This window comes from Pokkaliibacter sp. MBI-7 (assembly GCF_029846635.1).
Lineage (GTDB): Bacteria > Pseudomonadota > Gammaproteobacteria > Pseudomonadales > Balneatricaceae > Pokkaliibacter.
This window is the reverse complement of the sequence record NZ_JARVTG010000001.1, coordinates 995,071-1,020,000: the sequence shown is the minus strand read 5'-3', so window position 1 is coordinate 1,020,000 and position 24,930 is coordinate 995,071. Positions and strand designations below refer to the sequence as shown.

20 protein-coding genes, 2 rRNA genes and 1 other RNA gene (1 of these 23 only partly in view) are annotated in these 24,930 nt (G+C 58.2%); 13 read left to right on the top strand and 10 right to left on the bottom strand.

Annotated features, from left to right (window positions below; genetic code table 11):
• From QCD60_RS04515 to ssrA, 4 genes are all read left to right on the top strand, one after another.
• A 23S ribosomal RNA gene (locus QCD60_RS04515) occupies positions 1 to 2,408 on the top strand; it begins 470 nt to the left of the window's first position.
• 178 nt (positions 2,409 to 2,586) lie between these two features.
• Positions 2,587 to 2,702 (top strand): 5S ribosomal RNA (rrf, locus tag QCD60_RS04510).
• A 169-nt stretch (positions 2,703 to 2,871) separates the two neighbouring features.
• Complete coding sequence (locus tag QCD60_RS04505; RefSeq protein ID WP_279782823.1) at positions 2,872 to 3,258, top strand: carboxymuconolactone decarboxylase family protein; 387 nt, start codon at positions 2,872 to 2,874, stop codon at positions 3,256 to 3,258.
• Between the two features lie 83 nt (positions 3,259 to 3,341).
• Positions 3,342 to 3,698, top strand: a transfer-messenger RNA (tmRNA) gene (gene ssrA / locus QCD60_RS04500).
• A 53-nt stretch (positions 3,699 to 3,751) separates the two neighbouring features.
• Here ssrA and QCD60_RS04495 read toward each other — a convergent pair.
• Positions 3,752 to 4,678 carry a LysR family transcriptional regulator gene (locus QCD60_RS04495; protein ID WP_279782821.1) on the bottom strand — a complete coding sequence of 309 codons (927 nt, stop codon included), beginning with the start codon at positions 4,676 to 4,678 and terminating at the stop codon, positions 3,752 to 3,754.
• A 134-nt stretch (positions 4,679 to 4,812) separates the two neighbouring features.
• Here QCD60_RS04495 and QCD60_RS04490 point away from each other — a divergent pair, with 134 nt between their 5' ends.
• On the top strand, positions 4,813 to 5,778 hold the full coding sequence (locus QCD60_RS04490; protein WP_279782819.1) for a TDT family transporter: 966 nt from the start codon (positions 4,813 to 4,815) through the stop codon (positions 5,776 to 5,778).
• A gap of 86 nt (positions 5,779 to 5,864) precedes the next feature.
• Positions 5,865 to 7,148: a 3-phosphoshikimate 1-carboxyvinyltransferase gene (gene aroA / locus QCD60_RS04485; protein WP_279787879.1), complete on the top strand. Its 1,284-nt coding sequence runs from the start codon at positions 5,865 to 5,867 to the stop codon at positions 7,146 to 7,148.
• A 63-nt stretch (positions 7,149 to 7,211) separates the two neighbouring features.
• Here aroA and QCD60_RS04480 read toward each other — a convergent pair whose 3' ends face one another.
• Positions 7,212 to 7,955 carry a 2OG-Fe(II) oxygenase gene (locus QCD60_RS04480; RefSeq protein WP_279782817.1) on the bottom strand — a complete coding sequence of 248 codons (744 nt, stop codon included), beginning with the start codon at positions 7,953 to 7,955 and terminating at the stop codon, positions 7,212 to 7,214.
• 121 nt (positions 7,956 to 8,076) lie between these two features.
• Positions 8,077 to 8,976, bottom strand: coding sequence for a LysR family transcriptional regulator (locus QCD60_RS04475; protein WP_279782815.1), 900 nt, complete (start codon positions 8,974 to 8,976; stop codon positions 8,077 to 8,079).
• 577 nt (positions 8,977 to 9,553) lie between these two features.
• Here QCD60_RS04475 and QCD60_RS04470 point away from each other — a divergent pair.
• From QCD60_RS04470 to benD, 4 genes are all read left to right on the top strand, one after another.
• Entirely contained in the window at positions 9,554 to 10,939 is a 1,386-nt protein-coding gene (locus QCD60_RS04470) for a Rieske 2Fe-2S domain-containing protein (RefSeq protein ID WP_279782813.1), read from the top strand.
• Complete coding sequence (gene benB, locus QCD60_RS04465) at positions 10,936 to 11,424, top strand: benzoate 1,2-dioxygenase small subunit (RefSeq protein WP_347950026.1); 489 nt, start codon at positions 10,936 to 10,938, stop codon at positions 11,422 to 11,424. Before QCD60_RS04470 ends, benB begins: the two co-directional genes overlap by 4 nt.
• 124 nt (positions 11,425 to 11,548) lie before the next feature.
• Entirely contained in the window at positions 11,549 to 12,577 is a 1,029-nt protein-coding gene (gene benC / locus QCD60_RS04460) for a benzoate 1,2-dioxygenase electron transfer component BenC (RefSeq protein ID WP_279782809.1), read from the top strand.
• Complete coding sequence (benD, locus tag QCD60_RS04455; protein ID WP_347950024.1) at positions 12,574 to 13,365, top strand: benzoate diol dehydrogenase BenD; 792 nt, start codon at positions 12,574 to 12,576, stop codon at positions 13,363 to 13,365. Before benC ends, benD begins: the two co-directional genes overlap by 4 nt.
• A gap of 80 nt (positions 13,366 to 13,445) precedes the next feature.
• Here benD and QCD60_RS04450 read toward each other — a convergent pair whose 3' ends face one another.
• The 6 genes from QCD60_RS04450 to QCD60_RS04425 form a co-directional block, all read right to left on the bottom strand.
• Complete coding sequence (locus QCD60_RS04450; protein ID WP_279782806.1) at positions 13,446 to 14,354, bottom strand: zinc ABC transporter substrate-binding protein; 909 nt, start codon at positions 14,352 to 14,354, stop codon at positions 13,446 to 13,448.
• Positions 14,355 to 14,366: 12 nt separating this feature from the next.
• A complete protein-coding gene (locus QCD60_RS04445) occupies positions 14,367 to 15,239 on the bottom strand; it encodes a metal ABC transporter permease (RefSeq protein ID WP_279782804.1) in 873 nt (290 codons plus the stop codon).
• Entirely contained in the window at positions 15,236 to 15,979 is a 744-nt protein-coding gene (locus tag QCD60_RS04440) for an ABC transporter ATP-binding protein (protein WP_279782802.1), read from the bottom strand. Before QCD60_RS04440 ends, QCD60_RS04445 begins: the two co-directional genes overlap by 4 nt.
• Complete coding sequence (locus tag QCD60_RS04435; protein WP_279782800.1) at positions 15,976 to 16,122, bottom strand: hypothetical protein; 147 nt, start codon at positions 16,120 to 16,122, stop codon at positions 15,976 to 15,978. Before QCD60_RS04435 ends, QCD60_RS04440 begins: the two co-directional genes overlap by 4 nt.
• Before the next feature lie 276 nt (positions 16,123 to 16,398).
• Complete coding sequence (gene astA, locus QCD60_RS04430; protein ID WP_279782798.1) at positions 16,399 to 17,427, bottom strand: arginine N-succinyltransferase; 1,029 nt, start codon at positions 17,425 to 17,427, stop codon at positions 16,399 to 16,401.
• Entirely contained in the window at positions 17,424 to 18,401 is a 978-nt protein-coding gene (locus QCD60_RS04425) for an arginine deiminase-related protein (protein WP_279782796.1), read from the bottom strand. The genes astA and QCD60_RS04425 overlap by 4 nt, the downstream gene beginning before the upstream one ends.
• Positions 18,402 to 18,638: 237 nt before the next feature.
• On the opposite strand from QCD60_RS04425, the gene QCD60_RS04420 reads away from it, so the two are divergent.
• Positions 18,639 to 19,097, top strand: coding sequence for an Lrp/AsnC family transcriptional regulator (locus tag QCD60_RS04420; protein WP_279782794.1), 459 nt, complete (start codon positions 18,639 to 18,641; stop codon positions 19,095 to 19,097).
• Between the two features lie 153 nt (positions 19,098 to 19,250).
• Here the strand turns inward: QCD60_RS04420 and QCD60_RS04415 are convergent, their stop codons facing one another.
• Positions 19,251 to 20,639 carry an outer membrane protein transport protein gene (locus QCD60_RS04415; RefSeq protein WP_279782791.1) on the bottom strand — a complete coding sequence of 463 codons (1,389 nt, stop codon included), beginning with the start codon at positions 20,637 to 20,639 and terminating at the stop codon, positions 19,251 to 19,253.
• A 155-nt stretch (positions 20,640 to 20,794) separates the two neighbouring features.
• Here QCD60_RS04415 and QCD60_RS04410 point away from each other — a divergent pair, with 155 nt between their 5' ends.
• Together QCD60_RS04410 and QCD60_RS04405 are read left to right on the top strand one after the other, a co-directional pair.
• On the top strand, positions 20,795 to 23,767 hold the full coding sequence (locus QCD60_RS04410) for a molybdopterin-dependent oxidoreductase (protein ID WP_279782790.1): 2,973 nt from the start codon (positions 20,795 to 20,797) through the stop codon (positions 23,765 to 23,767).
• Positions 23,755 to 24,921, top strand: coding sequence for a glyoxalase (locus QCD60_RS04405; RefSeq protein ID WP_279782788.1), 1,167 nt, complete (start codon positions 23,755 to 23,757; stop codon positions 24,919 to 24,921). The genes QCD60_RS04410 and QCD60_RS04405 overlap by 13 nt, the downstream gene beginning before the upstream one ends.
• Positions 24,922 to 24,930 lie beyond the last annotated feature (9 nt).

Genomic DNA, 24,930 nt, shown 5'->3' with positions numbered 1-24,930 from the left:
CCCCGGAGAGGGGAGTGAAATAGACCCTGAAACCGTGCACGTACAAGCAGTGGGAGCCCCTTCGTGGGGTGACTGCGTACCTTTTGTATAATGGGTCAGCGACTTACTATCAGTGGCAAGCTTAACCGAATAGGGGAGGCGTAGGGAAACCGAGTCTTAATAGGGCGTCAAGTCGCTGGTAGTAGACCCGAAACCGGGCGATCTATCCATGGGCAGGTTGAAGGTTAGGTAACACTGACTGGAGGACCGAACCGACTACCGTTGAAAAGTTAGCGGATGACCTGTGGATCGGAGTGAAAGGCTAATCAAGCTCGGAGATAGCTGGTTCTCCCCGAAAGCTATTTAGGTAGCGCCTCGGACGAATACCACTGGGGGTAGAGCACTGTTTCGGCTAGGGGGTCATCCCGACTTACCAACCCGATGCAAACTCCGAATACCAGTGAGTACTATCCGGGAGACACACGGCGGGTGCTAACGTCCGTCGTGAAGAGGGAAACAACCCAGACCGCCAGCTAAGGTCCCCAAGTCCTGGTTAAGTGGGAAACGATGTGGGAAGGCTCAGACAGCTAGGAGGTTGGCTTAGAAGCAGCCACCCTTTAAAGAAAGCGTAATAGCTCACTAGTCGAGTCGGCCTGCGCGGAAGATATAACGGGGCTCAAACCAGGCACCGAAGCTGCGGATTCCTCATTGAGGAGTGGTAGGGGAGCGTTCTGTAAGTCTGCGAAGGTGTGCTGTAAGGCATGCTGGAGATATCAGAAGTGCGAATGCTGACATAAGTAACGATAAAGGAGGTGAAAAGCCTCCTCGCCGGAAGATCAAGGGTTCCTGTCCAACGTTAATCGAGGCAGGGTGAGTCGGCTCCTAAGGCGAGGCCGAAAGGCGTAGTCGATGGGAAACAGGTTAATATTCCTGTACCGCTGTTTACTGCGATGGGGGGACGGAGAAGGCTAGGCCAGCACGGTGATGGTTATCCGTGTTTAAGGTTGTAGGCAGGACGTGTAGGCAAATCCGCACGGCCAATGCTGAGGACTGATGACGAGCTCGCATGAGCGAAGTGGTTGATGCCATGCTTCCAAGAAAAGCCTCTAAGCTTCAGGTAAACAGGACCGTACCCCAAACCGACACAGGTGATCAGGTAGAGAATACCAAGGCGCTTGAGAGAACTCGGGTGAAGGAACTAGGCAAAATGGCACCGTAACTTCGGGAGAAGGTGCGCTGCCGGTGGTGAAGGACTCGCTCCGTAAGCTGCTGGCAGTCGAAGATACCAGGCCGCTGCAACTGTTTATTAAAAACACAGCACTCTGCAAACACGAAAGTGGACGTATAGGGTGTGACGCCTGCCCGGTGCCGGAAGGTTAATTGATGGGGTTAGCGCAAGCGAAGCTCTTGATCGAAGCCCCGGTAAACGGCGGCCGTAACTATAACGGTCCTAAGGTAGCGAAATTCCTTGTCGGGTAAGTTCCGACCTGCACGAATGGCGTAATGATGGCGGCACTGTCTCCACCCGAGACTCAGTGAAATTGAACTCGCTGTGAAGATGCAGCGTATCCGCGGCTAGACGGAAAGACCCCGTGAACCTTTACTGTAGCTTCACACTGGACTTTGATGTTGTTTGTGTAGGATAGGTGGGAGGCTTAGAAGCAGAGACGCCAGTTTCTGTGGAGCCAACCTTGAAATACCACCCTGACACCATTGAGGTTCTAACTCAGGCCCGTGATCCGGGTCGAGGACAGTGTGTGGTGGGCAGTTTGACTGGGGCGGTCTCCTCCCAAAGAGTAACGGAGGAGCGCGAAGGTACCCTCAGGCTGGTCGGAAATCAGCCAATGAGTGCAAGCGTAGAAGGGTGCTTAACTGCGAGACGGACAGGTCGAGCAGGTACGAAAGTAGGTGCTAGTGATCCGGTGGTTCTGAATGGAAGGGCCATCGCTCAACGGATAAAAGGTACTCCGGGGATAACAGGCTGATACCGCCCAAGAGTTCACATCGACGGCGGTGTTTGGCACCTCGATGTCGGCTCATCACATCCTGGGGCTGAAGCCGGTCCCAAGGGTATGGCTGTTCGCCATTTAAAGTGGTACGCGAGCTGGGTTTAGAACGTCGTGAGACAGTTCGGTCCCTATCTGCCGTGGACGTTGGAGATTTGAGAGGAGCTGTTCCTAGTACGAGAGGACCGGAATGGACGAACCGCTGGTGTTCGGGTTGTGATGCCAATCGCATTGCCCGGTAGCTATGTTCGGACGGGATAACCGCTGAAAGCATCTAAGCGGGAAGCCCCCCTCAAGATGAGATCTCCCTGGATCTTGAATCCTCTGAAGGGCCCTTGAAGACCACAAGGTTGATAGGTGGGGTGTGTAAGTGCTGTGAGGCATTGAGCTAACCCATACTAATTGCCCGTGCGGCTTGGCCATATAAGCTAAGAGACTTGGTTAAGCACTGGATAGACGAAGAGATTTTGTGATCGTCGCAAGCGCATGAAGATGCGAATAATCAAATTAGAGCCACCCTTATTTGAGTAAACCGGCGGCTGTGAGCACACGTAGAGTGAGTGAGCAGAGGAAGTAAGTCCGAGAGACTCAGCCAGAATTGCCTGGCGACCATAGCGACGTGGAACCACCTGATTCCATCCCGAACTCAGAAGTGAAACGCGTCAGCGCCGATGGTAGTGTGGGGTTTCCCCATGTGAGAGTAGGTCATCGCCAGGCATTGAAATACAGCAACCCCTGATCGGTAACGGTCAGGGGTTTTGCTTTTGAGGTTTTTAAAATACTGATGCGCTTTCAGGTATGACTCCTGTACTAAGGGTCTATCGTAATTTCCGTTGATTCGGATACGCTTCTTCTTTCAGCGGCTTAAAAATGTCAGGAGAGTGTGATGTCTCAACAGGATTTAGATCAGGGTCTTGCTACCAGAACTGAAGTCATGGGTGAAGAGTACGTACAGCGCGCACTCTCGTCTGCGACTGAATTTACCCGGCCAATGCAGGACTGGATTTGTGAGCATGCCTGGGGATCAACCTGGCAGCGGGAGGGATTGCCTAGACAGGTGCGCAGTTTGGTTACTATCGCCATGCTTGCTGCACTAAAAGCACCCACTGAGTTAAAAGGGCATGTCAGAGGGGCGCTGCGGAATGGCTGTTCTGTAGAAGATATACAGGAAGTATTGCTGCACTCTTTTGTCTACTGTGGTGCACCTGCAGGTCAGGAAGCTTTTCGTGCAGCTAAAGAAGTCATTGAAGAATGGCAAGCTAACCCCAACTAACTGAATGATCACGCTTGATGTCTGTCTACTGAAATCATCGGTGGACCTGATCTAAGTGTTTGAGTACAATGCGAAAACATTTTGGGGCTGTTCTGGATTCGACAATGTCGCGGATGCTCCAAGTGCCTCCCGTGAGCGGTGCGCGATCACGTAAATCAACCGTACCAATATATAGTCGCAAACGACGAAAACTACGCTCTAGCCGCTTAAGGCTGGACTCTCCACCTACGCTTGCCTGTGGGATAGGGTTAGGAGAGTCATCTCACACAGGATCGCGTGGCAGTCTTCGCCCGTAGATGAAGCGCTAAAACCAATCGGGACAGCTGTTCAATATCCTGCCAGTCGGAGCTTGAACAGTTAAAAAATAGACATGGCTATGGATGGTAGACCTTGGTTCAGAAGGATGTTGGACGGGGGTTCAATTCCCCCCAGCTCCACCATACACCAGTTTCTGGCTGTCTGTGACAGTCTACGAAACACCTCAAAGCCCGCTTCATGCGGGCTTTGTTGTTTCTGGCACAGGCCACCTATTCTGCTCCCCTCCAAACCCCCTGCACATCTGCAAAAAGCTTTTCAGTGCTGCTGAATGAAACTTCTTACTGTGCCACACCAGCCTTAATTTACGTGGGAAGTGCCGGGTGATGGGCAGGGCTTTCAATTTACCTTCGCGGATACGATCAGCAGCTGCCAGATGGGAGATAAAGCTCAAGCCCACGCCTTGTTCCACGGTGAGCATGACGGCTTCCAGTGTGTTGAGCTGGACGATCTGGCCGCAATGTGAAAACAGCGGGCGCAGCTGACGGTCGAACTGTTCGCGGCTGCCGGAATGAGCTTCACGCAGAATCCAGATTTGCCCGGCCAGTGCTTCGGCATGGATTTCATCCTGCTTGCAGAGAGGATGGTCTGGTGCCGCTACCACCAGCATTTCATCTTCCAGCCATTCTTCGGTGATCAGCTCCGGCAGATGGCTTTCCCCCTCGATCAGTGCCAGATCAATCTCGAAGGCTTGCAGCAGCTCGCAGAGGTTGTGGGTATTGGTGATGCGGATATCCGGGATCAACCGTCCTTCACGGCTGCAATCAGCGATCAGCCTCGGCAGCAGGTAGTTGCCGATGGTCTGGCTGGCGCCCAGACGCAGTTGCCCGGCGTGGATATGCTCCGGGTCAAAGTGTGCTTCGATATCGCCGAGACGGGTCAGGGCTTCCTCGACCAGTGGCTGCAGCGCCAGCCCTTCGCTGTTGAGTTTCAGGCGTGGATGCACGCGATCAAACAACGGGGTAGACAGCCGTTGCTCCAGTTGTTGCAGCGCCTGAGACAGCGCACCCTTGGTCAGGCTTAGTTCACTGGCAGCATCGGTCAGATTGCCGTGGCGGGCGATGGCGGCAAAGGCTTCCAGTTGCCTGACGGTGATTTTTATCATGGTGGTCCACTCTGGTTTAAACGGTGTATCGGTAGTCGTTTATAAAATCTAAACAATATCTAAAAAACATATGGATATGCCCTGATGAAGGCAAGATCTATGATGGCAGCCGTAGATGACTGATGTGGGGCGTCATGATGAAAATCACACGAGTTCAGGTTGCGGCGGCACCAACGCCCATGGCGGGTCTGGCACTGGGTATCGCCAGCCTTGGCTGGTGCTGGGAGAATGCTTTCCCGTTGCAGGGTGTAGCACAGCTGTCATCGGCACTGCTGGCGTCGGTATTGCTGCTGATCTTGTTGACCAAGTTTGTCATGCACCCCCATCTGTTACTGGCTGACCTCAAACATCCGGTAGTAGGCAGCGTGGTGCCGACCTTTGCCATGGCGACCATGGTCGTATCCAAAGCTATCGGAGCACATCATGGATGGCTGGGGCAGGGCTTATGGCTCGCCGCAGTGGCATTGCATGTGATCTTCCTGGTGACGTTTCTCTGGCACCGGCTGAAGGCCTTTGAGGTGCAGCATCTGTTGCCCAGCTGGTTTGTCCCGCCAGTCGGCATCATCGTCGCGGCGGTAGCGACACCGGGAGGTAGCTGGCTGCCACTGTCTCACGCGCTGCTGTGGATGGGCTTATTCAGTTACGCAGTGATGTTGCCGGTGATGCTGTATCGCCTGATTTTCTGTGGTGAAGTGGCCGATGCTTCCAAACCGACCATTGCCATTCTGGCAGCGCCGGCCAGCCTGAGTCTGGCGGGCTACCTGACCCTGACCGCCGAGCCTTCACTGCTGCTGGTGGCGCTGCTGTTCGGTATTGCCGTGCTGATGACGGCCCTGATCTATCTGGCGTTCTTCCGCCTGTTACGGCTCCCGTTCAGTCCCGGCTATGCAGCCTTTACTTTTCCGCTGGTCATCAGTGCCACGGCGCAATACAAGGTAGCGGCGCTGCTGCATCAGTGGCCATTCAGTCAGGACTATGTCGCACAGATCAGGCTGCTGGCCAGTGGCGAGCTGCTGATGGCAACACTGGCAGTCGGCTATGTAATGCTGCGCTATGCCCTGCATTATCTGCTGCCTGCACGGCCACTGGTGGCAGCCTGAAATCAGTCGGCTTGTCGTGTGACATTGAAGCCATCGGCACATAGAATGATGCCCTTTCGTTAACGCATTATAAGAGCCTGATGAGCATGAACTCTCTGACGCTATCTCCTGTGAAGACTGCCCGCGGTGAGGTCACCTTGCCTGGATCAAAAAGTCTGTCCAACCGCATTCTGCTGCTGGCTGCTCTGGCTGAAGGTGAAACTCACATCACCAATCTGCTCGACAGTGACGACATCCGTCACATGCTGACCGCACTCAAGCAACTGGGCGTGAGCTATCGTCTGTCAGAGGATCGTACCCAATGCTGGATGCACGGTAATGCAGGCGCTATCAGCAGTGCCTCTCCTCAGGAGCTGTATCTGGGCAACGCAGGCACGGCCATGCGCCCACTGGCGGCGGCATTGTGTCTGGGGCAGGGCGAGTTTGTGCTGACCGGTGAGCCGCGGATGAAGGAGCGCCCCATCGGTGATCTGGTGGACTGCCTGCGTCAGGCCGGTGCCGACATCGACTATCTGGAAAACCCCAATTACCCACCGCTGGCGATCCATGCCAGGGGCCTGAACGGCGGCGAAGTGAGTATTCGCGGCAATATCTCCAGCCAGTTCCTCACGGCCATCCTGATGGCAGCCCCGCTGGCCAAAGGCACCCTGACGGTCCGGGTGGAAGGTGAGCTGGTGTCGCGCCCCTATATCGATATCACGCTGGATGTGATGCAGCGTTTTGGCGTGACGGTCGAGCAGCCTGACGCCAATACCTTCGTGATCCGGCAAGGTCAGCGTTACACCAGCCCCGGTTCGATCATGGTGGAAGGGGATGCTTCATCCGCCTCTTATTTCCTGGCCGCTGGCGCCATTGGTCAGGGTCCGGTACGTGTACATGGCACCGGCACCGCCAGTGTGCAGGGCGATGCCCGTTTTGCCGAGGTACTGGAGCTGATGGGCGCTACCGTCACTTACAGCGAGACCTGGATTGAAGTCAGCGGCAATGGTCAGCTGAAAGGGGTAGATGTGGATCTCAACCATATCCCTGATGCTGCAATGACCATCGCCACGACAGCCCTGTTTGCCGACGGTGAAACCTGTATCCGTAATATCTACAACTGGCGCGTGAAAGAGACTGATCGTCTGTTTGCCATGGCCACCGAGCTGCGCAAGGTCGGCGCAGAAGTGGAAGAAGGTCACGACTTTATCCGTATCGTACCGCCGAAGGCGCTGCAGTCTGCTGCCATTGATACCTACAACGATCACCGCATGGCCATGTGCTTTGCGCTGGCTTCTTTCGGTACCGCGCCGATCACCATCAATGATCCGGGCTGTACCTCAAAGACCTTCCCCACCTTCTTTGACGAGTTCAAACGCATCGTCAGCTGATGGTGTTTGAGTTACACCTCACCACAACGGCCACCTGAATAAGGTGGCCGTTGTTGTTTTCGGCTACTGCGCATCGTGAAAGATAATGCCCAGTGTATAGCGGTTGCCTGCCGTGACTTCGCTGACGCCGTGGCGCATGGCTGCCCGGTAATTTCCGCGGCTGCCCGCGACCGGTCTGCTGCTGACGGCAAACATCACCCCGTCACCTTTATTCAGCGCTACGACCTGCACCCGTGACTGCATGCGCGGGCGTTGCTCCGTCAGCACAAATTCCCCACCCTGAAAATCCACTTCAGGTGCAGACAGTAATACCGCCAGCTGCAGCGGGAATATCTGTTCACCGTACAGGTCCTGATGCAGGCAGTTATAGTCACCCGGACCATAGCGCAACAGCAGCGGTGTGGGGCGCGACTGGCCAGCCTGATGGCATTGCGTAATGAACTGCGGGTGCTCAGGCGGAAACCGTGAAGGTTGCCCGAGGCGCAGGGCCCACTGATTGGCCAGCGGTTGCAGCAGGGGATACAGATGGTGGCGTAACTGCTGCACGATGGCTGGCAGCGGGTAACTGAAATACTGGTATTCACCTTGGCCAAAGCCGTGGCGGGCCATGATGACCCGGCTGCGAAAAGCGGCTTCATGCTGATAAAGCATGGTCATGGCATCGCAGCTGAAGTGGTCAAGCAGGCCGGGCAGCACGGCAAAGCCCCGTGAGTCCAGTTGCTGCAACAGGGAGGGCCAGTCATAACGAGCAAGGGCTGAGGCGGTAGGGGCAACATTATCCACAGGCATGGCAAGCTGAAGCGGCATGGGTGATTCTCCTGAGCGGGATCGTTACAGGCTAACGCCTGCGCTGAGCTCGCCTCACTCCGTTGCTTGCTGTGCAATGCTGCTGGTTCACATCATCCCATGGTGCAGCGGAAAAGAGCCGTTACGGGTAGCGCCCTGAACGGCGGTTATCCACCAGCTCCTCCAGAATCTCATTGACCAGCAGCATGATGTCACCAGCGGGTTCCTTGCGGCGGCAGCACATAATGGGCGTGGTGATATTGCTCTCGCCCAGAGGAATAAAGGCTATGCCATCCCGGTGTACACGTTTGACCTGCTCCGGCACCAGGGTAAAGCCCATATCGGAGGCGACCAGCCCGAGGGCCGTCTGCAGGTCATTGACCTGCTGGATGACGTTGACGCTCAGGCAACGCCGATGAAACAGCCCGAGCACAATATCGGCAAAGCTGCGACCGGGATTGGAGGGGAACAAAATCAGCGGGTGCCTGGCTAGCTCAGTCAGCGTGGGCTGGGTGGTGGCCAGCGGATGATCGGCCGGAACGGCAGCGATAATCGGTTCATCAAACAGCAGCTCCTGATCCACCTCGTTGTCTTCGATACGCAGACGACCAAAACCAATATCAATACGGCCGGTTTTCAGGGCGGTGACCTGCTCCTGCGTGGTCATCTCATGCAGCACGATTTCAATGTCGCCGTGCTGGCGCAAACGCTTGATCAGTGACGGCAGCTGACCATAGAACACCGAAGGCACGAAGCCGATGGCGAAGATGCGTTTACCGTGGGCTGCTACCTTGCGGGTATCGGCCATGGAGCCCTGCACCTTGGCCAGAATCTGCCGTGCCCGCTCCAGAAAGAACTGCCCGGCCGGTGTCAGGCTTAAGCCGCGGGCTTCGCGGTTGAACAGCAGTACCCCCATTTCTTCTTCCAGCTGACGGATCTGCCGGGTCAGTGGTGGCTGGGCGATATGCAGACGCTCGGCGGCGCGGGTCAGGTTGAGTTCTTCGGCAACGGCACAGAAGTAGCGAAGATGACGTAACTCCATCTCATACCCTCCGGGTATCGCTGCCTACTAAAACGATATTTGTTGGCAGCGAGTATTAATTTTATTGTTTTACCTGTCTCGGTATAAAAGTCTGGTACGAATTAAATGACAGAATTTAATTTGTGTCGCTTTGAGTGGGAAAGTTAAAGCGCAGTAATTCATCATTATTTTTGTTGCCAGTCGTTATACCTGTATTCGCCGTGAATAACAATAATCAAAGAGGATAGCGTCATGACCGTGATACGCCCTTCCAGCCACCGTGTTTACCAGCTCTCTTATTTATCCGTAAATGAAGCCTGCCAGCCTGTAAAGGCGGCACCTCAATGAATTCATGGTGTAGATGAAGGTTTGCCGCAAGCGGATCGGCCAGAGTCAGGGTAAATAACACCACATTAATTAGGTAATAATGCCGTGCCATATAAAGACAGGCGTGAATTACTATTGATCGAAATTAATGTGTGAATTATTGGCGATATTGAAAGCCAATTGCGTTTTATTGCCTGCTTAAATAAGTGCTGCTCCGATAGTGCAATAGAAAAAATATAATCATTGCAATATGCAGAGAAAGGAGAGAGTGATGCAACAGCAACTCGATCAATTGCAAGAGCGCGTACGCAGTGCCGTCGTGGCCGATGCCGAGCAGGGGATTTACCGCTGCAACCGGGCCATTTTCACCGATCAGGCACTGTTTGAGCTGGAGATGAAATACCTCTTTGAGGGCAACTGGGTCTATCTGGCTCACGAAAGCCAGATTGCCGACAACGGCGATTACTTCACCACCCATATTGGCCGTCAGCCGGTGGTCATTACCCGTGACGCCAAGGGCCAGCTCAATGCGCTGCTCAACACCTGCTCTCATCGCGGTGCCACACTGTGCCGCCACAAGCGCGGCAACAAGACCTCTTTCACCTGCCCCTTCCATGGCTGGACCTTCAACAACGGTGGCAAGCTGCTCAAGGCGCGCGACCAGAAAAAAGGCGGCTACCCTGAAAGCTTCAACACCGATGGCTCCCACGATCTCAAACGGGTTGCACGCTTCGAGTCATACCGCGGCTTTCTGTTCGGCAGCCTCAATCCCGATGTGATGCCGCTGACAGAGTATCTGGGCGAATCCACCAAGGTGATCGACAACATTGTTGATCAGGCACCCGAAGGTCTGGAGATTCTGCGCGGCAGCTCATCCTACACCTATGACGGAAACTGGAAGCTGACGGCGGAGAACGGCGCCGATGGCTATCATGTCGGCACGGTGCACTGGAATTATCTGTCGACCATGGGCCACCGCAATTATGACAAGGGCGGCACCGAAGCAGTGGACGCCCGCAGCTGGTCAGCAAAGGGAGGGTTCTACTCCTTTGAAAACGGCCACATGATGCTGTGGACCCGTCTGCTCAACCCCAGCGTGCGGCCGGTCTACAGCCAGCGCGAACGCCTGCAGCAGACATTCGGCGAAGCCCGCGCTGACCTGATGGTCAACCAGACCCGCAACCTGTGCCTGTATCCCAATGTCTACCTGATGGACCAGTTCTCCACCCAGATCCGGGTGCTGCGTCCGCTTGCTGTCGACAAGACGGAAATCACCATCTATTGCTTCGCGCCCAAAGGGGAGTCGGCAGAGAACCGCCGTCGCCGTATCCGCCAGTACGAAGACTTCTTTAACGTCAGTGGCATGGGCACACCGGATGATCTGGAAGAGTTCCGTGGCTGTCAGCAGGGCTACAGCGCAGCGGGCCTGCCATGGAATGACATGAGCCGTGGGGCAGTGCACTGGATTGACGGTGCCGATGAAGATGCCCGGTCTATTGATCTGAAACCGCTGATGAGCGGCGCCTGCCCGGAAGATGAAGGGCTGTATGTGCACCATCACCTGCACTGGCGCGATGAGATGCTGCAGGCCATTGCCAGCGAACGCAGCCGGCTGATTGCTACAGACAGCGAGTCCACCCGCGGTGAGGAGGTATGAGCATGAACTATCAGGATATTCAGGCCTTTATCTACCGCGAGGCACGCCTGCTGGATGACCGTGAATGGGATCAGTGGCTTGCCTGCTATCACCCCGAGGTCGAATTCTGGATGCCCGCCTGGGACGATGATGACCAGCTGACCTCTGACCCGCACAGTGAAATTTCACTGGTGTTCTATCCCAATCGGGATGGTCTGGAAGACCGCGTCTACCGCATCAGGACCGAACGCTCCGGCGCTACCATGCCGGAGCCGCGTACCACCCATCAGATCAGTAATCTGGAAGTGCTTGAGGCCGACGCCCAGCAGATCCAGCTGCGTTTCAACTGGCATACCCTCAGCCATCGCTACCGGCAGACCAGCAGCTTTTTTGGCACCTCCTTCTACACCCTCGACCTCAGTGGCGGAGAGCCGCTGATCAGGCGCAAGAAGGTGGTGCTGAACAACGACTACATCCACCAGGTCATCGACATCTATCAGTTTTAAGTGTCATCAGATTTAAGTGCCATCAGAGTTAAGTGAGGGAACCTGCACCTCACACGCCAATCACACTGCTGTTGCTGCTGCACTGCCGAGCCGGTGAGCAGCACCATGCCGGGGGAGCCGTATCATGAGCTACACCATTGCTCTCAATTTCGAGGACGGGGTGACCCGTTTCATTGCCTGCAACGCTGGCGAAACCGTACTGGATGCGGCTTATCGCCATAAGATCAATCTGCCCATGGACTGCTCTGATGGCGTCTGCGGCACCTGCAAATGCCATTGTGAGCAGGGTCAGTTCGACATGGGGGAAGAGTATCTGGAAGACGCCCTGACTGAGGACGAAGCCGCCGCAGGCAAGGTGCTGACCTGCCAGATGGTGCCTTCATCCGATTGTGTGGTGGCCGTCCCTGCCGCATCCACCCTGTGCAAGACGGCCCCGGAGCCTTTCGCCGGTACGGTCTCCGCGGTTAACGCCCCTTCGGATACCACGCTGGAGCTGTTTATTCAGGCAGAAAAGTCAGTGGCGTTTCTGCCCGGTCAGTACGTCAGCATTCAGGTGCCCGGCAGTCAGGGCATGCGGGCCTATTCTTTCAGCTCCCGGCCCGGCAGTGCCGAGCTGAGCTTTCTGATTCGCAATGTGCCCGGCGGGCTGATGAGTGGCTATCTCAGTGAGCGGGCCAGAGTGGGTGATCAGCTGACGCTGACCGGGCCGATGGGCAGCTTCTATTTGCGCCCGGTGCAGCGCCCGGTGCTGATGCTGGCGGGGGGGACCGGGCTGGCACCGTTCCTGGCGATGCTAAAGCTGCTGGCGGAGCAGGGCTGTGAGCAGCCGGTGCACCTGATCTACGGCGTCACCCGCGATATGGATCTGGTCTGTGTCGATGCACTGGCGGCCATGGCCGCGCAGCATGGCTGGTTCAGCTATGCCACCTGCGTGGCGGATGCCGACAGCGACCACCCGCGCAAGGGCTACGTCACCCAGCATATGGAAGGCGCTGCCCTCAATGACGGCGCGGTGGATGTTTATCTCTGCGGTCCACCACCGATGGTGGATGCGGTCACCGGCTGGTTCCGTCAGCAGGGGATTCAGCCTGCCTCCTTCCACTACGAGAAGTTTGCCGCCAGTGCGGCCCCGGCACAGGAGAAAATCGCATGACTATGACGTCCCGCCCCCGCTTCGCCGGCAAGGTCATGATGATTACCGGTGCCGCGCAGGGTATTGGCCTGCGCAGTGCTGAACGGGCTGCCAGTGAAGGTGCCCGTCTGGTGCTGGTGGATCGCGCTGATCATATTCACACCGTCGCTGCCCAGTTAGAGCAACAGGGCACTGAGGTGCTGGCGCTGCAGGCGGATCTGGAAACCTGGGAAGGGGCCAGCGACATCATGGCGCAGGCTAAAGCACGTTTCGGCCGGCTGGATGTGCTGATCAACAACATTGGCGGCACCATCTGGGCCAAACCCTATGAGCATTACCAGCCGGAACAGATCGAGAAGGAAGTGCGGCGTTCGCTGTTCCCCACCCTCTGGTGCTGCCGGGCCGTCTTACCCCTGATGCTGGAGCAGCAGGGCGGTGCCATCGTCAATGTCTCCTCGGTGGCGACCCGTGGCGTCAACCGCGTGCCCTATGCGGCAGCCAAGGGCGGCGTCAATGCACTGACCGTAGCGCTGGCATTTGAGTACGCCGAGTACGGCATTCGCGTCAACGCCACTGCGCCCGGTGGCACCGAAGCGCCGCCGCGACTGACTCCGCGTAACAATGAGGTACCGACGGCACAGGAGCAGCAGTGGTATCAGCAGCTGATCGACCAGACCGTACAGACCAGCCTGATGCACCGCTACGGTACGCTGGATGAACAGGCCGCTGCCATTCTGTTTCTGGCCTCTGACGACGCCAGCTATATCACCGGTACGATACTGCCGGTCGCCGGTGGTGATCTGGGGTAAACCTGTGCCGCTGGGGTGATAACAGACAGAAGGTGCAAAGCCATCGTCGAACCGGGGTGTTCGGCGATGGCTTTTTGCGTTTACGGTTTAAGCGTTTTCAGAATCTGCTCGGTGTTGTAGCTCATCATTTTCAGATAGCTGGGGGCCGGGCCCGATGCATCTGACAGCGATTCAGGATACAGCTCACCGCCGGGTTGCGCGCCGGTGGCGTCGGCAATCTGTTTGATCAGGCGGGGATCGTTGGAGTTCTCGAAGAAGTACACCTTAATACCATCCTGTCGGATCTGCTCAATCAGCTTGGCCACATCGCTGGCGGAGGCTTCGGTCTCGGTCGACAGGCCCTGCGGCGACAGGAAGCTCACACCGTACTCCAGGCTGTAATAGCCGAAGGCATCATGGCTGGTCAGCACCTTGCGCTTGTCTGCCGGAATGGTGCCCAGCTCGGCACGAATCTGCCCATCCAGCATTTTCAGCTGCGCACTGTAACGCTCGGCATTGGCTTTGTAGTCGGCGGCATCCGCCGGATCCGCCTTGGCCAGCGCCTGTTCGATATTGCTGACCCAGTGCAGCACGTTGGGAATGCTGTTCCAGACGTGGGGGTCGGTAACCTGTTTGCCGTCCTCTTCAAAGGTATGGGTCGTCAGGCCATCGGACACCACCACTGGCTGCTGGTTACTGCCCGAGGCTTTGGCCAGACGGCTGAACCAGTTTTCCAGACCTTCACCGCTGAGGAAGGTGACCCTGGCCTCTTTCAGTGCTTTGGCATCGGCGGGAGAAGGCTCGAACTCATGGGGATCACCATTGGCAGGCACCAGACTGGTGACCTGCACATGGCTGCCGCCAACCTGCCTGACCACATCGGCCAGAATGGAAAAGCTCGCGACCACTTTGATTTCCGGCGCCGACGTGGCCGCCAGTGTGCTCTGGCTGACCAGTGCAAGCGCTGAATACAGCAGGCCGGTGGATAGCATCAGCAAGGGTTTGGACATAACGAAACTCCATCAGTTACGCAGGTGGGGAAGTGGGAAGAAGCGGCGCAGGGCGCCGGACGGGGCGAACAGCAGCGACAGGCCATATAGCAGCGCCGCGGTCAGGATGATGCAGGGGCCGGAGGCCAGATTCAGGTGATAAGACAGCAGCAGCCCAAGGTAGCCCGACAGCGCTGCAGACAGAGTGGCAATCAGCAGCATCGCCCCCAGCGTACGCGCCCACAGCTGGGCAATCACTGCTGGCAGCATCATCATGCCGACGGCCATCAGGGTGCCGAGGGTCTGAAAACCGGCCACCAGATTGAGCACCACCAGCAGCAGAAACAGCAGGTGATACCAGGGGCCACGGCCACCCACTGCACGCAAAAAGCCGGGGTCGAAACATTCCATCACCAGCGGCCGGTAGACCACGGCAAGCACCAGCAGAGTCAGGCTGGTGATGCCTGCAATCAGGCACAGGGCGGGGCTGTCAATGGCCAGAATAGTGCCGAACAGCACATGCAGCAGATCGATATTGGAGCCGCGCAGCGAGATCAGCAGCACGCCGAGCGCCAGCGAGACCAGATAGAAACTGGCGAAGGAGGCATCTTCCTTCAGCACCGTGGTACGGCTGATGATGCCTGACAGCACCGCCACCAGCAGCCCGGCTAACAGTGCGCCGAGCCCCATCCACAGCAGCGACAGCCCACCGGCGAACATAAATCCCAGCGCCGCACCGGGCAGTACGGCATGGCTCATGGCATCGCCTACCAGACTCATGCGCCGTAGCATCAGCAGCACCCCGATGGGAGCGGCGCCGAGGCCCAGCGCCAGGGTGGCGACCAGCGCGCGGCGCATAAAACCGTAATCGGCAAAGGGCGAAATCAGCAACTCGTGCAGGCTCATGCCGATACCTCCGGCTGGCAGACGTTGGCCCCTTCATCCCAGGCTTCGGCCATGGCCTTGGCGCGGGTCAGGTTATCGCGGCTCATCACGGCGGATGTATCACCCCAGCCAATGGCTTCGCGGGCCAGCAGCAGGGTCGAGGGGAAGTGCTGACGGACCTGTTCAAAGTCGTGCAGCACCGCAATCACGGTGCGGCCCTGACGGTGCCAGCCCAGAATGACCTGCAGCAAATCGTGGGTGGTGCGGCTGTCGATGGCGGTGAAGGGCTCATCCAGCACCACAATCGGCGCATCCTGCAGTAGCAGGCGGGCAAACAGCACGCGCTGGAACTGGCCTGCCGACAGCGAACCGATAGGGCGCTGCTCAAAACCGGCCAGCCCCACGGCCTGCAGGGCATTGCGCGCCTGTTCAGCCACGTCCTGCGTCACCGCACGGTGGACGCCCAGTGTGCGCCAGGCTCCCATGATCACAGTGTCCGCCACGGTCAGCGGAAACTGCCGGTCAATGGCGGCGGCCTGCGGCAGATAGCCGATATCGCGCTGCTGATGCAGGCCGTAGTGAATCCTGCCGCTGGCCAGTGGCACTTCACCCATGATGGCCTTCAGCAGGGTCGATTTGCCGGCGCCGTTCGGTCCGGCAATGGCCGTCAGGCTACCGCTGGCGAATTCGCCGCTGATATGGTGCACCGCCGGATGACGCTGATAGGCGACGGTGATGTCATCGAGAACCAGCGCACTCATGGCAGGCTGACCGCCCAGGCGACCAGCAGCCACAGTACGGCCAGTAGCGCATTGGCCAGCAGCAGACGGCGTGCGCTGGACCAGCCTAAGGGGGAGACTGAAAACAGTGATAGGGAAAACCGCGACAGGGAAAGCAACGACATGGACAACTCGCAGGTGACAAATGCCAAGTGAATAAAATGTTATGACATAACATTATCAGCAATGGGCGTGCACAAACAAGGAAGTTGCCACCGTGGTACTGAGCTGAAGAACTGACGAGTTGTGGAGGGGCTGCGTGTCGCAGCTGTGGGGTCAGGGAGGGTGGATGTACGCGAGGGCCGCCAAGAAAAAGGCGCACCGGGCAGTCAGGCTACCCGATGCGCCGCAGATCATGAACATGTTCAAAGTGCTCTGGCGTTATATCAGTTGTTCGCCTTTCAGCACGGACTAAGCGGCACACTCCTGACCATGGCACCCGGCTCAATACCCAGGGTCAGCAGCTGCGATGAGGTCAGGGGCAGCGTCTCCAGCGCCGAGGGCAGCTCCGCCAGAATGACGCGGAAGCCACACTCGGACTCATTGCTCAGCAGATAAGGCTGTGTTGCCTTGCCGAATGGCACATCGTCACGGTGCTTACAGCGATACAGACGGCTGTCACGGACGATGCGCAGCTCATCGATATAGGCTTCCAGCGTGGCACCGCCATCGAAGATATCCACATAGCCTTCGTAGCGCAGACCTTCTGCCTCCAGCATCGCGCGGGCCGGCGTGGTGTGCGGGTGCACCTTGCCGATGGCCTGTTGGGCACTGCTGACCAGTAACGGGATATACACCGGAAAGCGCGGCATCAGCTCGGCAATAAAGGTCTTTTCACCGATGCCGGTCAGGTAGTCGGCGCGGGCAAAGTCGATATTGAAGAAATGGCGGCCGACGCCTTCCCAGAACGGCGAATTGCCCTGTTCATCGGACACACCGCGCATTTCTGCCACCAGCTTGCGGGCAAAGCGCTGGCGAAACGCTGCGATAAACAGCAGGCGCGACTTCGACAGCAGCTGACCATTACGGCTGTGGCGCCAGTCCGGGTCGAGGAACAGGGTACAGAGTTCGCTGTAACCGGCATGATCGTTGGACAGAAATAGCACGTCCAGCTGCTGATTGACCCCCAGCTCACGCGACATCTGGCTCAGTTTACCGAGGCGGAAGTTGTACCAGGGTTCCTTCAGGCCCACCGCGACCTCAATACCGCAGATCCCCACTACCTTGCCACTGGCGCTGTCTTCGAGGGCGAACAGATAGCCCTGATCGGCGGGCTCCAGCTCGCCACGCAGCGTGGCTTCGGCCCGTAACAGCCGCTCACGGATTTTGCTTTCATCTGGCTGCAGTGAGGTAAAACCGACGCCGGTCTTGCTGGCCAGTTTCAGCAGCGCCTGCATATCACCGCGAGCAACTGGGCGAACGAACATCATGCTGCCGCTCCTTGCCGGCGGCTGAGGAAGAGTTCGGCCAGCATGCAGCGGGCGCCGCCCCCGCCCTGTGTTTCAATGGTATCCAGTGTGGCGATGACCAGCTCACCCTGTGCAGCCAGCACCTGCTGCTGCAGCGGGCTGAGGGACTGCCATGCCCGGCGTGACAGGGCAAACACCGGCAGGCCCTGCCGATTACGCAGCTCCAGCATATTGCCGGCAAAGTGGGCATTCTGCGCCAGACTGATGGGCAGCACGGTTTTGCCGCTGTCTGCCAGTGTCCGCTGCACCATCGCTTGCTGCCCGGCATCGCGGATAGCGTCCAGACAGACCACCGCCAGCTGGCTGCCAACATTCATCATCACGTTAGTGTGATAAATCGCCTTGCCTGCAGCATCGGTGGCATTGAACCAGCAGGCGCGGTAGCCCAGTGCTTCACAGTAGACGTTCAGCACCTGCTGATGGCTGCGCGACGACGCACAGAGATAGGCAATGCGCTGCTGGCGGTCCAGCACCAGCGAACCGGTGCCTTCCAGATACTTGCCCTGCAGCTCAAAGGGGCTGAGGTCGAGCACGCTGTGCACCTGAAACTGCTGCTGCAGCTGCCCGATAATGGCCGGGCGCCGCTCCAGACGGCGATTGGCCGCCTCCATCGGGTAGAGCACCAGCGTGCCATCGGTGTGAGTGCTGAACCAGTTGTTGGGGAAGATGGCATCGGGTGTGTGCGGCTCGTGACAGTCTGCAATCACGGTGACCTGAATACCGGCACGACGCAGTTGTTCTGCGTAGGCGTCAAACTCTTCCAGCGCCGAGACCTGCACCATGACAGCATCCCCGGCGGGGTGCTGAAATGCGTTGCTGCTCAGGGTTTCCGGGTTGGCGGTGAAGCGCGCAGGTCGCACCATCAGCACCTGATGTGTGGTTTGCGGATCGGGCTGCGGGCGTACTACAGCGGTATGAGGGACAGTGACGGGCATGGCGCGGAACTCCTGCGAAGCGGTCATCAAACTGCCGCTATTGTGCGTAAAGCCTGCGGGGCAAACTGGCTGTATTGGCTGTGGGGTACGGCTGGTTTTCGGCAAACTCTGATGCCGGTACAGCGGATTCCGCTGTGGGGCAGGCGGGGCGGGCATTGCCGCAGAGTAGGGGACGAGGGACCGCTCCTTGTCAGTACCGCGCTATCTGGCAGCACAACAACAAGAACAGGACCACTCATGACGGACAGCGCCATTAAACTGGATCGTATCGATCAGAAGATTCTCGACATCCTGCAGCGTGACGGGCGGATCAGCTATCAGCGGCTGGCAGAACAGGTCAACCTGACGCCCCGGCCCTGTCAGGAGCGGGTACGCAAGCTGGAGCGGGCAGGCATTATCCGCGGCTACAGCGCTCAGATCAGCATTACGCCTGAACCCAAAGGGCTGATTCTGCAATTGCAGGTGGCGCTGAAAACCCAGAGCGGGCGAGCGGCGCAGTGTGCTTTCGAGGCGGAAGTGGCGCGGCGGGCGGATGTACTCGACTGCTGGCTGGTCAGTGGCCCGTTTGATTACATCCTGCGGCTGCGCTGTAACGACATGACGGCCTATCACCAGCTCAGCAATGTCTGGCTGGCAGATGAAAGCCTGCGTATCGAGCGCATCGTCAGCGCGCCGGAAATGCAGAAGGTGAAGTGAGCGAATGCAGGAGAAAAAAGCCCGGCCTGCAGGTGGGCAGTCGGGCTGGCTAGATTGCCAAAGGAAAATTCAAGAGCGCTTTACTCGTCCAAGTCTGACCACTATCTGCTGTCTGTGTCGTGTGTCTGTTCCTCTTCGTTAAGGCGCTGGTAATCAAAACTGGTGCACGTAACCCAAGCCGAACAAGTTCATATGGGTGTGGTAGCTACCTTGCAGCGTGCCCGGGCTGCCATTGCTGCTGTCATAGTCATCATCACTGCGGTTGACCGCCGCCTCACGGAGTTTCAGATAGCTGTAGGCCAGATCAAGCGTGTTGTGGGCATCGATGCGATAGCTGGCGCCGACGGAAAACAGCTGGCGTGTTGCATCGGGCAGAATCGTCATTGCGTAACTGGCCGCGGAGACCGGGGTCTGGTCGTACATATAGCCGCCGCGCAGTGTCCACTGCGGATCAAGCTGATAGCTGGCACCCAGCGAGGCGCGCCAGCTGTTGTGCCAGGCACTCTTGTAGGTGATCTTGCGATCTGGAATTTGTGCTGTGGGCATGTTGATCTGCACCTGCTGCATCCGGCTCTGCCGGTTCCAGGTAAGGTCACCCATGATGGACCACTGCGCGTTGAGCTGATGATAGGCGTTCAGCGATACGGTTTCCGGCGTGGTGACGTAGGTGGTCGAACGGCTGTCTGCCATGGCGGTGTTGATGCCCGCATTCAGTGCTGATGCTGTCCCCCCCGGCAAGGTGTCGGAGACCCGGTAGCTGGCCCGTCCCTCCAGTTTTTGCGCGATATGGGAGCGATAAGCCAGGCCGATGCGGGTCTGTGCACTGGGGGTAAACAGATACCCAAGGTTAAAGCCATAGCCCCAGTCACTGCCGGTCACATGTGCCTGAATATCAGGCTGTCCGGCGTAGCCTGCGGCGGCGGCGGAACAAAGGGCGGCTGTGCCTCCGCCTGCCAGACAACTGCCATAGGCCACCGACATGGTGTCCACACTGTTGCCCAGTTTGACATTCAGATACTGGGCGCTGACACCGATCCCTACACTGTTCTGCTCATTGATCTTGTAGCCCAGCGATGGATTGATCGCGAGGGATTTAAAGTCAATCGATTCTCCGTAATAGCGGCCGGCGAAATGATCGTCGTAGCCAATCTTGGCCCCAAAGGGCACAAACACACCTAGCCCCAGCGTCAGCTGGTCATTAATTTTACTGGAGAGATAGCCATGGGGAATGGCGGCCTTTTTGGCAAAGCTGCCCCCCCCATCGGTGGGTGACGCTGGCTGGCCGCTGCCCGTTGTGACGGTGTCGTAATGAAACGTCGAATGGGGGTCCACTGCTGTGCCCCCGAACATCACCTGGGTACCTTCCAGCAGCGTCAGTCCTGCCGGGTTGTAGAAGATCGTCGCAGGGTCGGCAGCCTCGGCGGCGTTGGCATTGGCGCTGCCCTGAGCTTTGACGCTTTGCACATCGAACTGATAACCCGCCGCTCTGGCGGTGGACATCGTCATGCCTGACGCCAGTAGCGCCAGACCCACTCTCATCATGGGTCGCTTCACCTCGGTTACCTCTCACTTGTTTTTGTTGTGCTACCGTCGCTCTATATCATCATATTAAACTAAAATGTCAAATTGACATTTGTGTTTATTTTAAAGAGGATGACAGGAGGAAGCAGCACAATAACGACAACAACGAGGTCTCCATGAAACGTACGCTGTTGAAAAGCATTCTATTTGGGCTGACAGCGGCGATTCGACTGACAGCCCTTCGCAGTCCCGAATTCCGCCAACAACTGAAATCGCGCAATCTGATTGCACAGATACGCCTGAAGGATGGCAGCATTGCCCGTCACTATTGCCTGCGTGGTGGCAAGGTCAGCTCGGCAGCAGGTCTGCACCCTGCTGCTGACGTCAGCATTGCTTTTCATGACGTGGCCACGGCGCTGGAGTTTGTCAAACCTCCGGCGGATCAGGCCAAGATCGTCCATGCGGCGAAGCACTTCAAAGTCACGGTGGCGGGCGAGGATCCGTTGGTGGTGTGGTTTATGCAGCTGCTCAATCGTCTGCAGACCGCCTCGCTGACCATGGGGATGGCGCAGCGTGACGGCACCGTGCGCTATACCACCAACACCAATGGCGGACCGTTGTTTGTCTATGTCAAAGACGGCCGCATTGTGCGTACCACTCCGATTGACCTGCAGCGTGACGACGCCGCCAGCTGGACCATTCAGGCCCGGGGCCGGCGTTTCAGCCCACGGCGTATCGCCACGGTCAGCCCACATGCGCTGGCTCTGCGCTCGATGGTGGATGCTGAGAACCGCCTGCTGTACCCGATGAAAAGGGTGGATTTTGATCCCAATGGCGAGCGCAATCCGCATAACCGCGGTATTTCCGGTTATGAGCGCATCAGCTGGGATGAGGCGCTGGACATCGTCTCCGGTGAAATCAAACGGATGAAGCGTGAGCACGGGCCGGGTGCCGTGGCGATCTATCACAGTTCACATCATCAGTGGGGCAATGTCGGCTACTACCTGTCGGCGTTGCAGCGCTTTGGCAACCTGATCGGTTATACCCGCGTCCACCTCAACCCCGACAGCTGGGAAGGCTGGTACTGGGGCGCGCAGCATCACTACGGCAACAGCATGCGTCTGGGTACGCCCGGCGGTTATGGGCTGGTCGAAGACTGCCTGAAGGCGTGCGAACAGATCGTGTTCTGGTCCAGTGACCCGGAGACCACCAGCGGCTGCTACGCCGGCTTCGAGGGCACCGAGCGCCGGCTGTGGGCCAAGGAACTGGGCATCGAATTCATTCATATTGATCCGCACTACAACCCCACCGCACAGCTGCTCGGCGGCCGCTGGATTCCGCTGCGCCCCGGCAGTGACTCGGCGCTGGCGCTGGCGATCATGAATGTGTGGATCAACGAAGACAGCTATGACCACGACTACGTTGCCACCCGAACCACCGGTTTTGAGGAATGGCGCGCCTACCTGCTGGGGGAAACCGATGGCGTGGCCAAGACCCCGGAGTGGCAGGAAGCTGAAACCGGCGTACCTGCCCGGGACGTGCGGGCACTGGCGCGGTTGTGGGCACAGCGCAAGACCTATCTGGCTGCCGGTGGCGGTGGGCAGGGGCTGGGAGGCGCAGGCCGCAATACCACTGGCACGCAGTGGGCCCGCTCGATGATTCTGCTGATGGCGATGCAGGGCTGGGGTAAGCCGGGGATCAACTTCGGCAATCTGCAGGCCGCCACACCGCTGGACATGACCTTCTACTTCCCCGGCTATGCCGAGGGAGGGATTTCCGGTGATCTGCACTGGACCGCCGCGGCTATCAGCAACTACAACCGCATGCCTCATGTGCTGAGCATGAACCCGATCAAGCAGATGATTCCCCGGCAGAAACTGGCTGATGCCATCATCGATGGCCACAGTACCGGCTACAGCTGGGATGGCGTCTCGCTGGAGGCGCAGTTCGTGCCGTTCCACTACCCGCTGCCGGGGCATTCGCGGGTACACATGCTGTACCGCTACGGTGCTTCATCCTTTGGCACCATGGCCAACTCCCAGCGCATGGTTGAGGCCTATCGCCATGAGTCGCTGGAGTTCGTGGTTAACCAGTCCATCTGGCACGAAGGCGAGACCCAGTTTGCCGACATCATTCTGCCGGCCTGTACCATGCTGGAGCGCTGGGATATCGGTGAATGGGCGGGGGCCGGGGCCTATGGCCACCATATTCAGGAGCAGCTCAACCACCGCATGATTGTGATGCAGCACAAGTGCATCGAACCGCTGGGTGAGTCCAAGTCGGACTACCAGATATTTCTGGAGATCCTTCAGCGTCTGGGGCTGGGGGCGGTGTTCTCGGAAGGCTGCAGTGAGCTGGACTGGTGTAAGCGGGTATTCGACTCGTCTGATCTGCCTAACCATATCAGCTGGCAGGCCTTCCTCAAGAAGGGCTATTTCGTCGTGCCGCCCGCCGCTGAGGCGCAGCGTGAGCCAGCCTATTTCCGCTGGTTTGCCGAAGACAAACCCAAGGATGTGCCGGAGCCCCTGCCGCTGCCATCCCAGTATGCCGACACCTTCGGCAAGGGCCTGCAAACGCCGTCCGGCAAGCTGGAGTTTGTCGCGCAGACGCTGCAGCGCGCGGGCACCGACAACCCTGAGCGGCAAGCCCTCAATCATTATCTGCCATCGCTGGAAGGACCTGCCGCAGGTCAGCGCTTTAGTCAGTACCCGTTGCAGCTGCTGTCCAGCCATCCACGTTACAGCTTCCATACCTACAGCGATGGCAAGGGCAGTTTTATCAATGATCTCAGCGACCATCGCATCCTCAAGCAGGGCTATTACTACTGGCCACTGCGCCTCAGCCCGCAGGATGCAGCGGCGCGCGGCATCGGCCAGCATGATCTGGTACGGGTGTTCAATGAGCGGGGGGCGGTGCTTTGTGCCGCCGACATCACCCCGCTGATAGCCCCCGGCATCCTCAAGGCCTTCGAGTCCAGCGCCGTGTATGACCCCATTGCCGATGGCAAGGGCGGCACTATTGACCGTGGCGGTTGCGTCAATCTGCTGACCTCGCCACGACCCATCGTCAAGGGCAGTTCTGGCATGGCGTCCAGCAGCTGTCTGGTGCAAATAGAAAAATGGATGGAGACTTCCGCATGTCCAGTCTGAATAACAACAGCAACACAGATGACAAGCCTTTCCCTTCGGTCCTGCCCGAATGGCCGGAGCCGCAGCGCCCGGACTTCGTCCAGCCGGTAAAGCGTCCGGCCGCGCTGGTGAAGGCGGATGCACTGGCATTCCTGATTTTTGAGCGGCCTGATCTGGATCAGTGCGAGCGCTTTCTGCTGGACTTTGGCCTGCAGCTGATTCGTCGTGATGCCGATGTGATGTACCTGCGCGCCAGTGCCAGCGAGGCATGCTGCTATGTGGTACGGCGCGGTCGTCAGGCGCGTTTTGTCGGGCTGGGGTTCGAGCTGACTGATGCGGCCGGGCTGGAGCGGCTGGTCCAACAGGCCGGCGCGCGTCGTGCCACCAAGCTCGATATTCCCGGAGGGGGGCAGGCCGTTATGCTGACCGATCCTCTGGGCCATGAGGTATGGGTCCTGGCCGGTCGCCAGCATCGCGCATGCATGATTGAGCAGGAGCCTCGTTTACCGGCCAATACCCCGACAGCCACGCCACGGGTTAATGCCACGGTACGGCCATCCTTCGGCCCGGCCAAGGTCGCCCGGTTGGGCCATGTGGTATTCCAGACCACCGATTTCGCTGGCCTGACCGAATGGTATATGCGCCATTTCGGCCTGCTGCCAACGGACGTGCTGTATCTGCCGGATGGTTCACCCAATCTGATTTTCTTCCGCTTTGACCGTGGTGATCTGCCTGCTGACCACCACAGTGTGGTGATCGCCGGCGGGCTGACCAACAGCTACGAGCACAGTGCCTACGAAGTGCAGGATCTTGATGCCCTGGGACAGAGCGCCCAGTACCTGCGCTCGCGCAACTGGAAGCACGCCTGGGGTATCGGTCGTCATTCGCTGGGAAGCCAGCTGTTTGACTACTGGTTTGACCCCTACGGTGCCGAACATGAGCACTACGCCGATGGTGATGTGTTCACCGCCGACTATGCACCGCGTTATAGCCCGATGAATGCTGCCGGGGTGTGGATGTGGGGTGACGATGTCCCTCCTCACATGTTGCCCAAACCCAGTCTGACTACGGTATGGCGAGCCTTGCGTCTGTTGTGGAGCGGCAAGCTCAGTCTGGCGCGACTTAAACAAATGGGTGCAGCCCTGTCTGCGCCAGCCCGGCCCTGGATGAAGTGAGGAGTTTGC

Bases quoted from the DNA above. Each gene is read 5' to 3' on its own strand.
- QCD60_RS04490 (WP_279782819.1), top strand. From the start codon at position 4,813: ATGATGAAAATCACACGAGTTCAGGTTGCGGCGGCACCAACGCCCATG.
- astA (WP_279782798.1), bottom strand. From the start codon at position 17,427: ATGATGTTCGTTCGCCCAGTTGCTCGCGGTGATATGCAGGCGCTGCTG.
- QCD60_RS04495 (WP_279782821.1), bottom strand. From the start codon at position 4,678: ATGATAAAAATCACCGTCAGGCAACTGGAAGCCTTTGCCGCCATCGCC.
- QCD60_RS04405 (WP_279782788.1), top strand. From the start codon at position 23,755: ATGTCCAGTCTGAATAACAACAGCAACACAGATGACAAGCCTTTCCCT.
- QCD60_RS04435 (WP_279782800.1), bottom strand. From the start codon at position 16,122: ATGTCGTTGCTTTCCCTGTCGCGGTTTTCCCTATCACTGTTTTCAGTC.
- QCD60_RS04505 (WP_279782823.1), top strand. From the start codon at position 2,872: ATGTCTCAACAGGATTTAGATCAGGGTCTTGCTACCAGAACTGAAGTC.
- QCD60_RS04415 (WP_279782791.1), bottom strand. From the start codon at position 20,639: ATGATGAGAGTGGGTCTGGCGCTACTGGCGTCAGGCATGACGATGTCC.
- benC (WP_279782809.1), top strand. From the start codon at position 11,549: ATGAGCTACACCATTGCTCTCAATTTCGAGGACGGGGTGACCCGTTTC.
- QCD60_RS04445 (WP_279782804.1), bottom strand. From the start codon at position 15,239: ATGAGCCTGCACGAGTTGCTGATTTCGCCCTTTGCCGATTACGGTTTT.
- benD (WP_347950024.1), top strand. From the start codon at position 12,574: ATGACTATGACGTCCCGCCCCCGCTTCGCCGGCAAGGTCATGATGATT.
- aroA (WP_279787879.1), top strand. From the start codon at position 5,865: ATGAACTCTCTGACGCTATCTCCTGTGAAGACTGCCCGCGGTGAGGTC.
- QCD60_RS04440 (WP_279782802.1), bottom strand. From the start codon at position 15,979: ATGAGTGCGCTGGTTCTCGATGACATCACCGTCGCCTATCAGCGTCAT.
- benB (WP_347950026.1), top strand. From the start codon at position 10,936: ATGAGCATGAACTATCAGGATATTCAGGCCTTTATCTACCGCGAGGCA.
- QCD60_RS04420 (WP_279782794.1), top strand. From the start codon at position 18,639: ATGACGGACAGCGCCATTAAACTGGATCGTATCGATCAGAAGATTCTC.
- QCD60_RS04475 (WP_279782815.1), bottom strand. From the start codon at position 8,976: ATGGAGTTACGTCATCTTCGCTACTTCTGTGCCGTTGCCGAAGAACTC.
- QCD60_RS04470 (WP_279782813.1), top strand. From the start codon at position 9,554: ATGCAACAGCAACTCGATCAATTGCAAGAGCGCGTACGCAGTGCCGTC.
- QCD60_RS04425 (WP_279782796.1), bottom strand. From the start codon at position 18,401: ATGCCCGTCACTGTCCCTCATACCGCTGTAGTACGCCCGCAGCCCGAT.
- QCD60_RS04450 (WP_279782806.1), bottom strand. From the start codon at position 14,354: ATGTCCAAACCCTTGCTGATGCTATCCACCGGCCTGCTGTATTCAGCG.
- QCD60_RS04410 (WP_279782790.1), top strand. From the start codon at position 20,795: ATGAAACGTACGCTGTTGAAAAGCATTCTATTTGGGCTGACAGCGGCG.
- QCD60_RS04480 (WP_279782817.1), bottom strand. From the start codon at position 7,955: ATGCCGCTTCAGCTTGCCATGCCTGTGGATAATGTTGCCCCTACCGCC.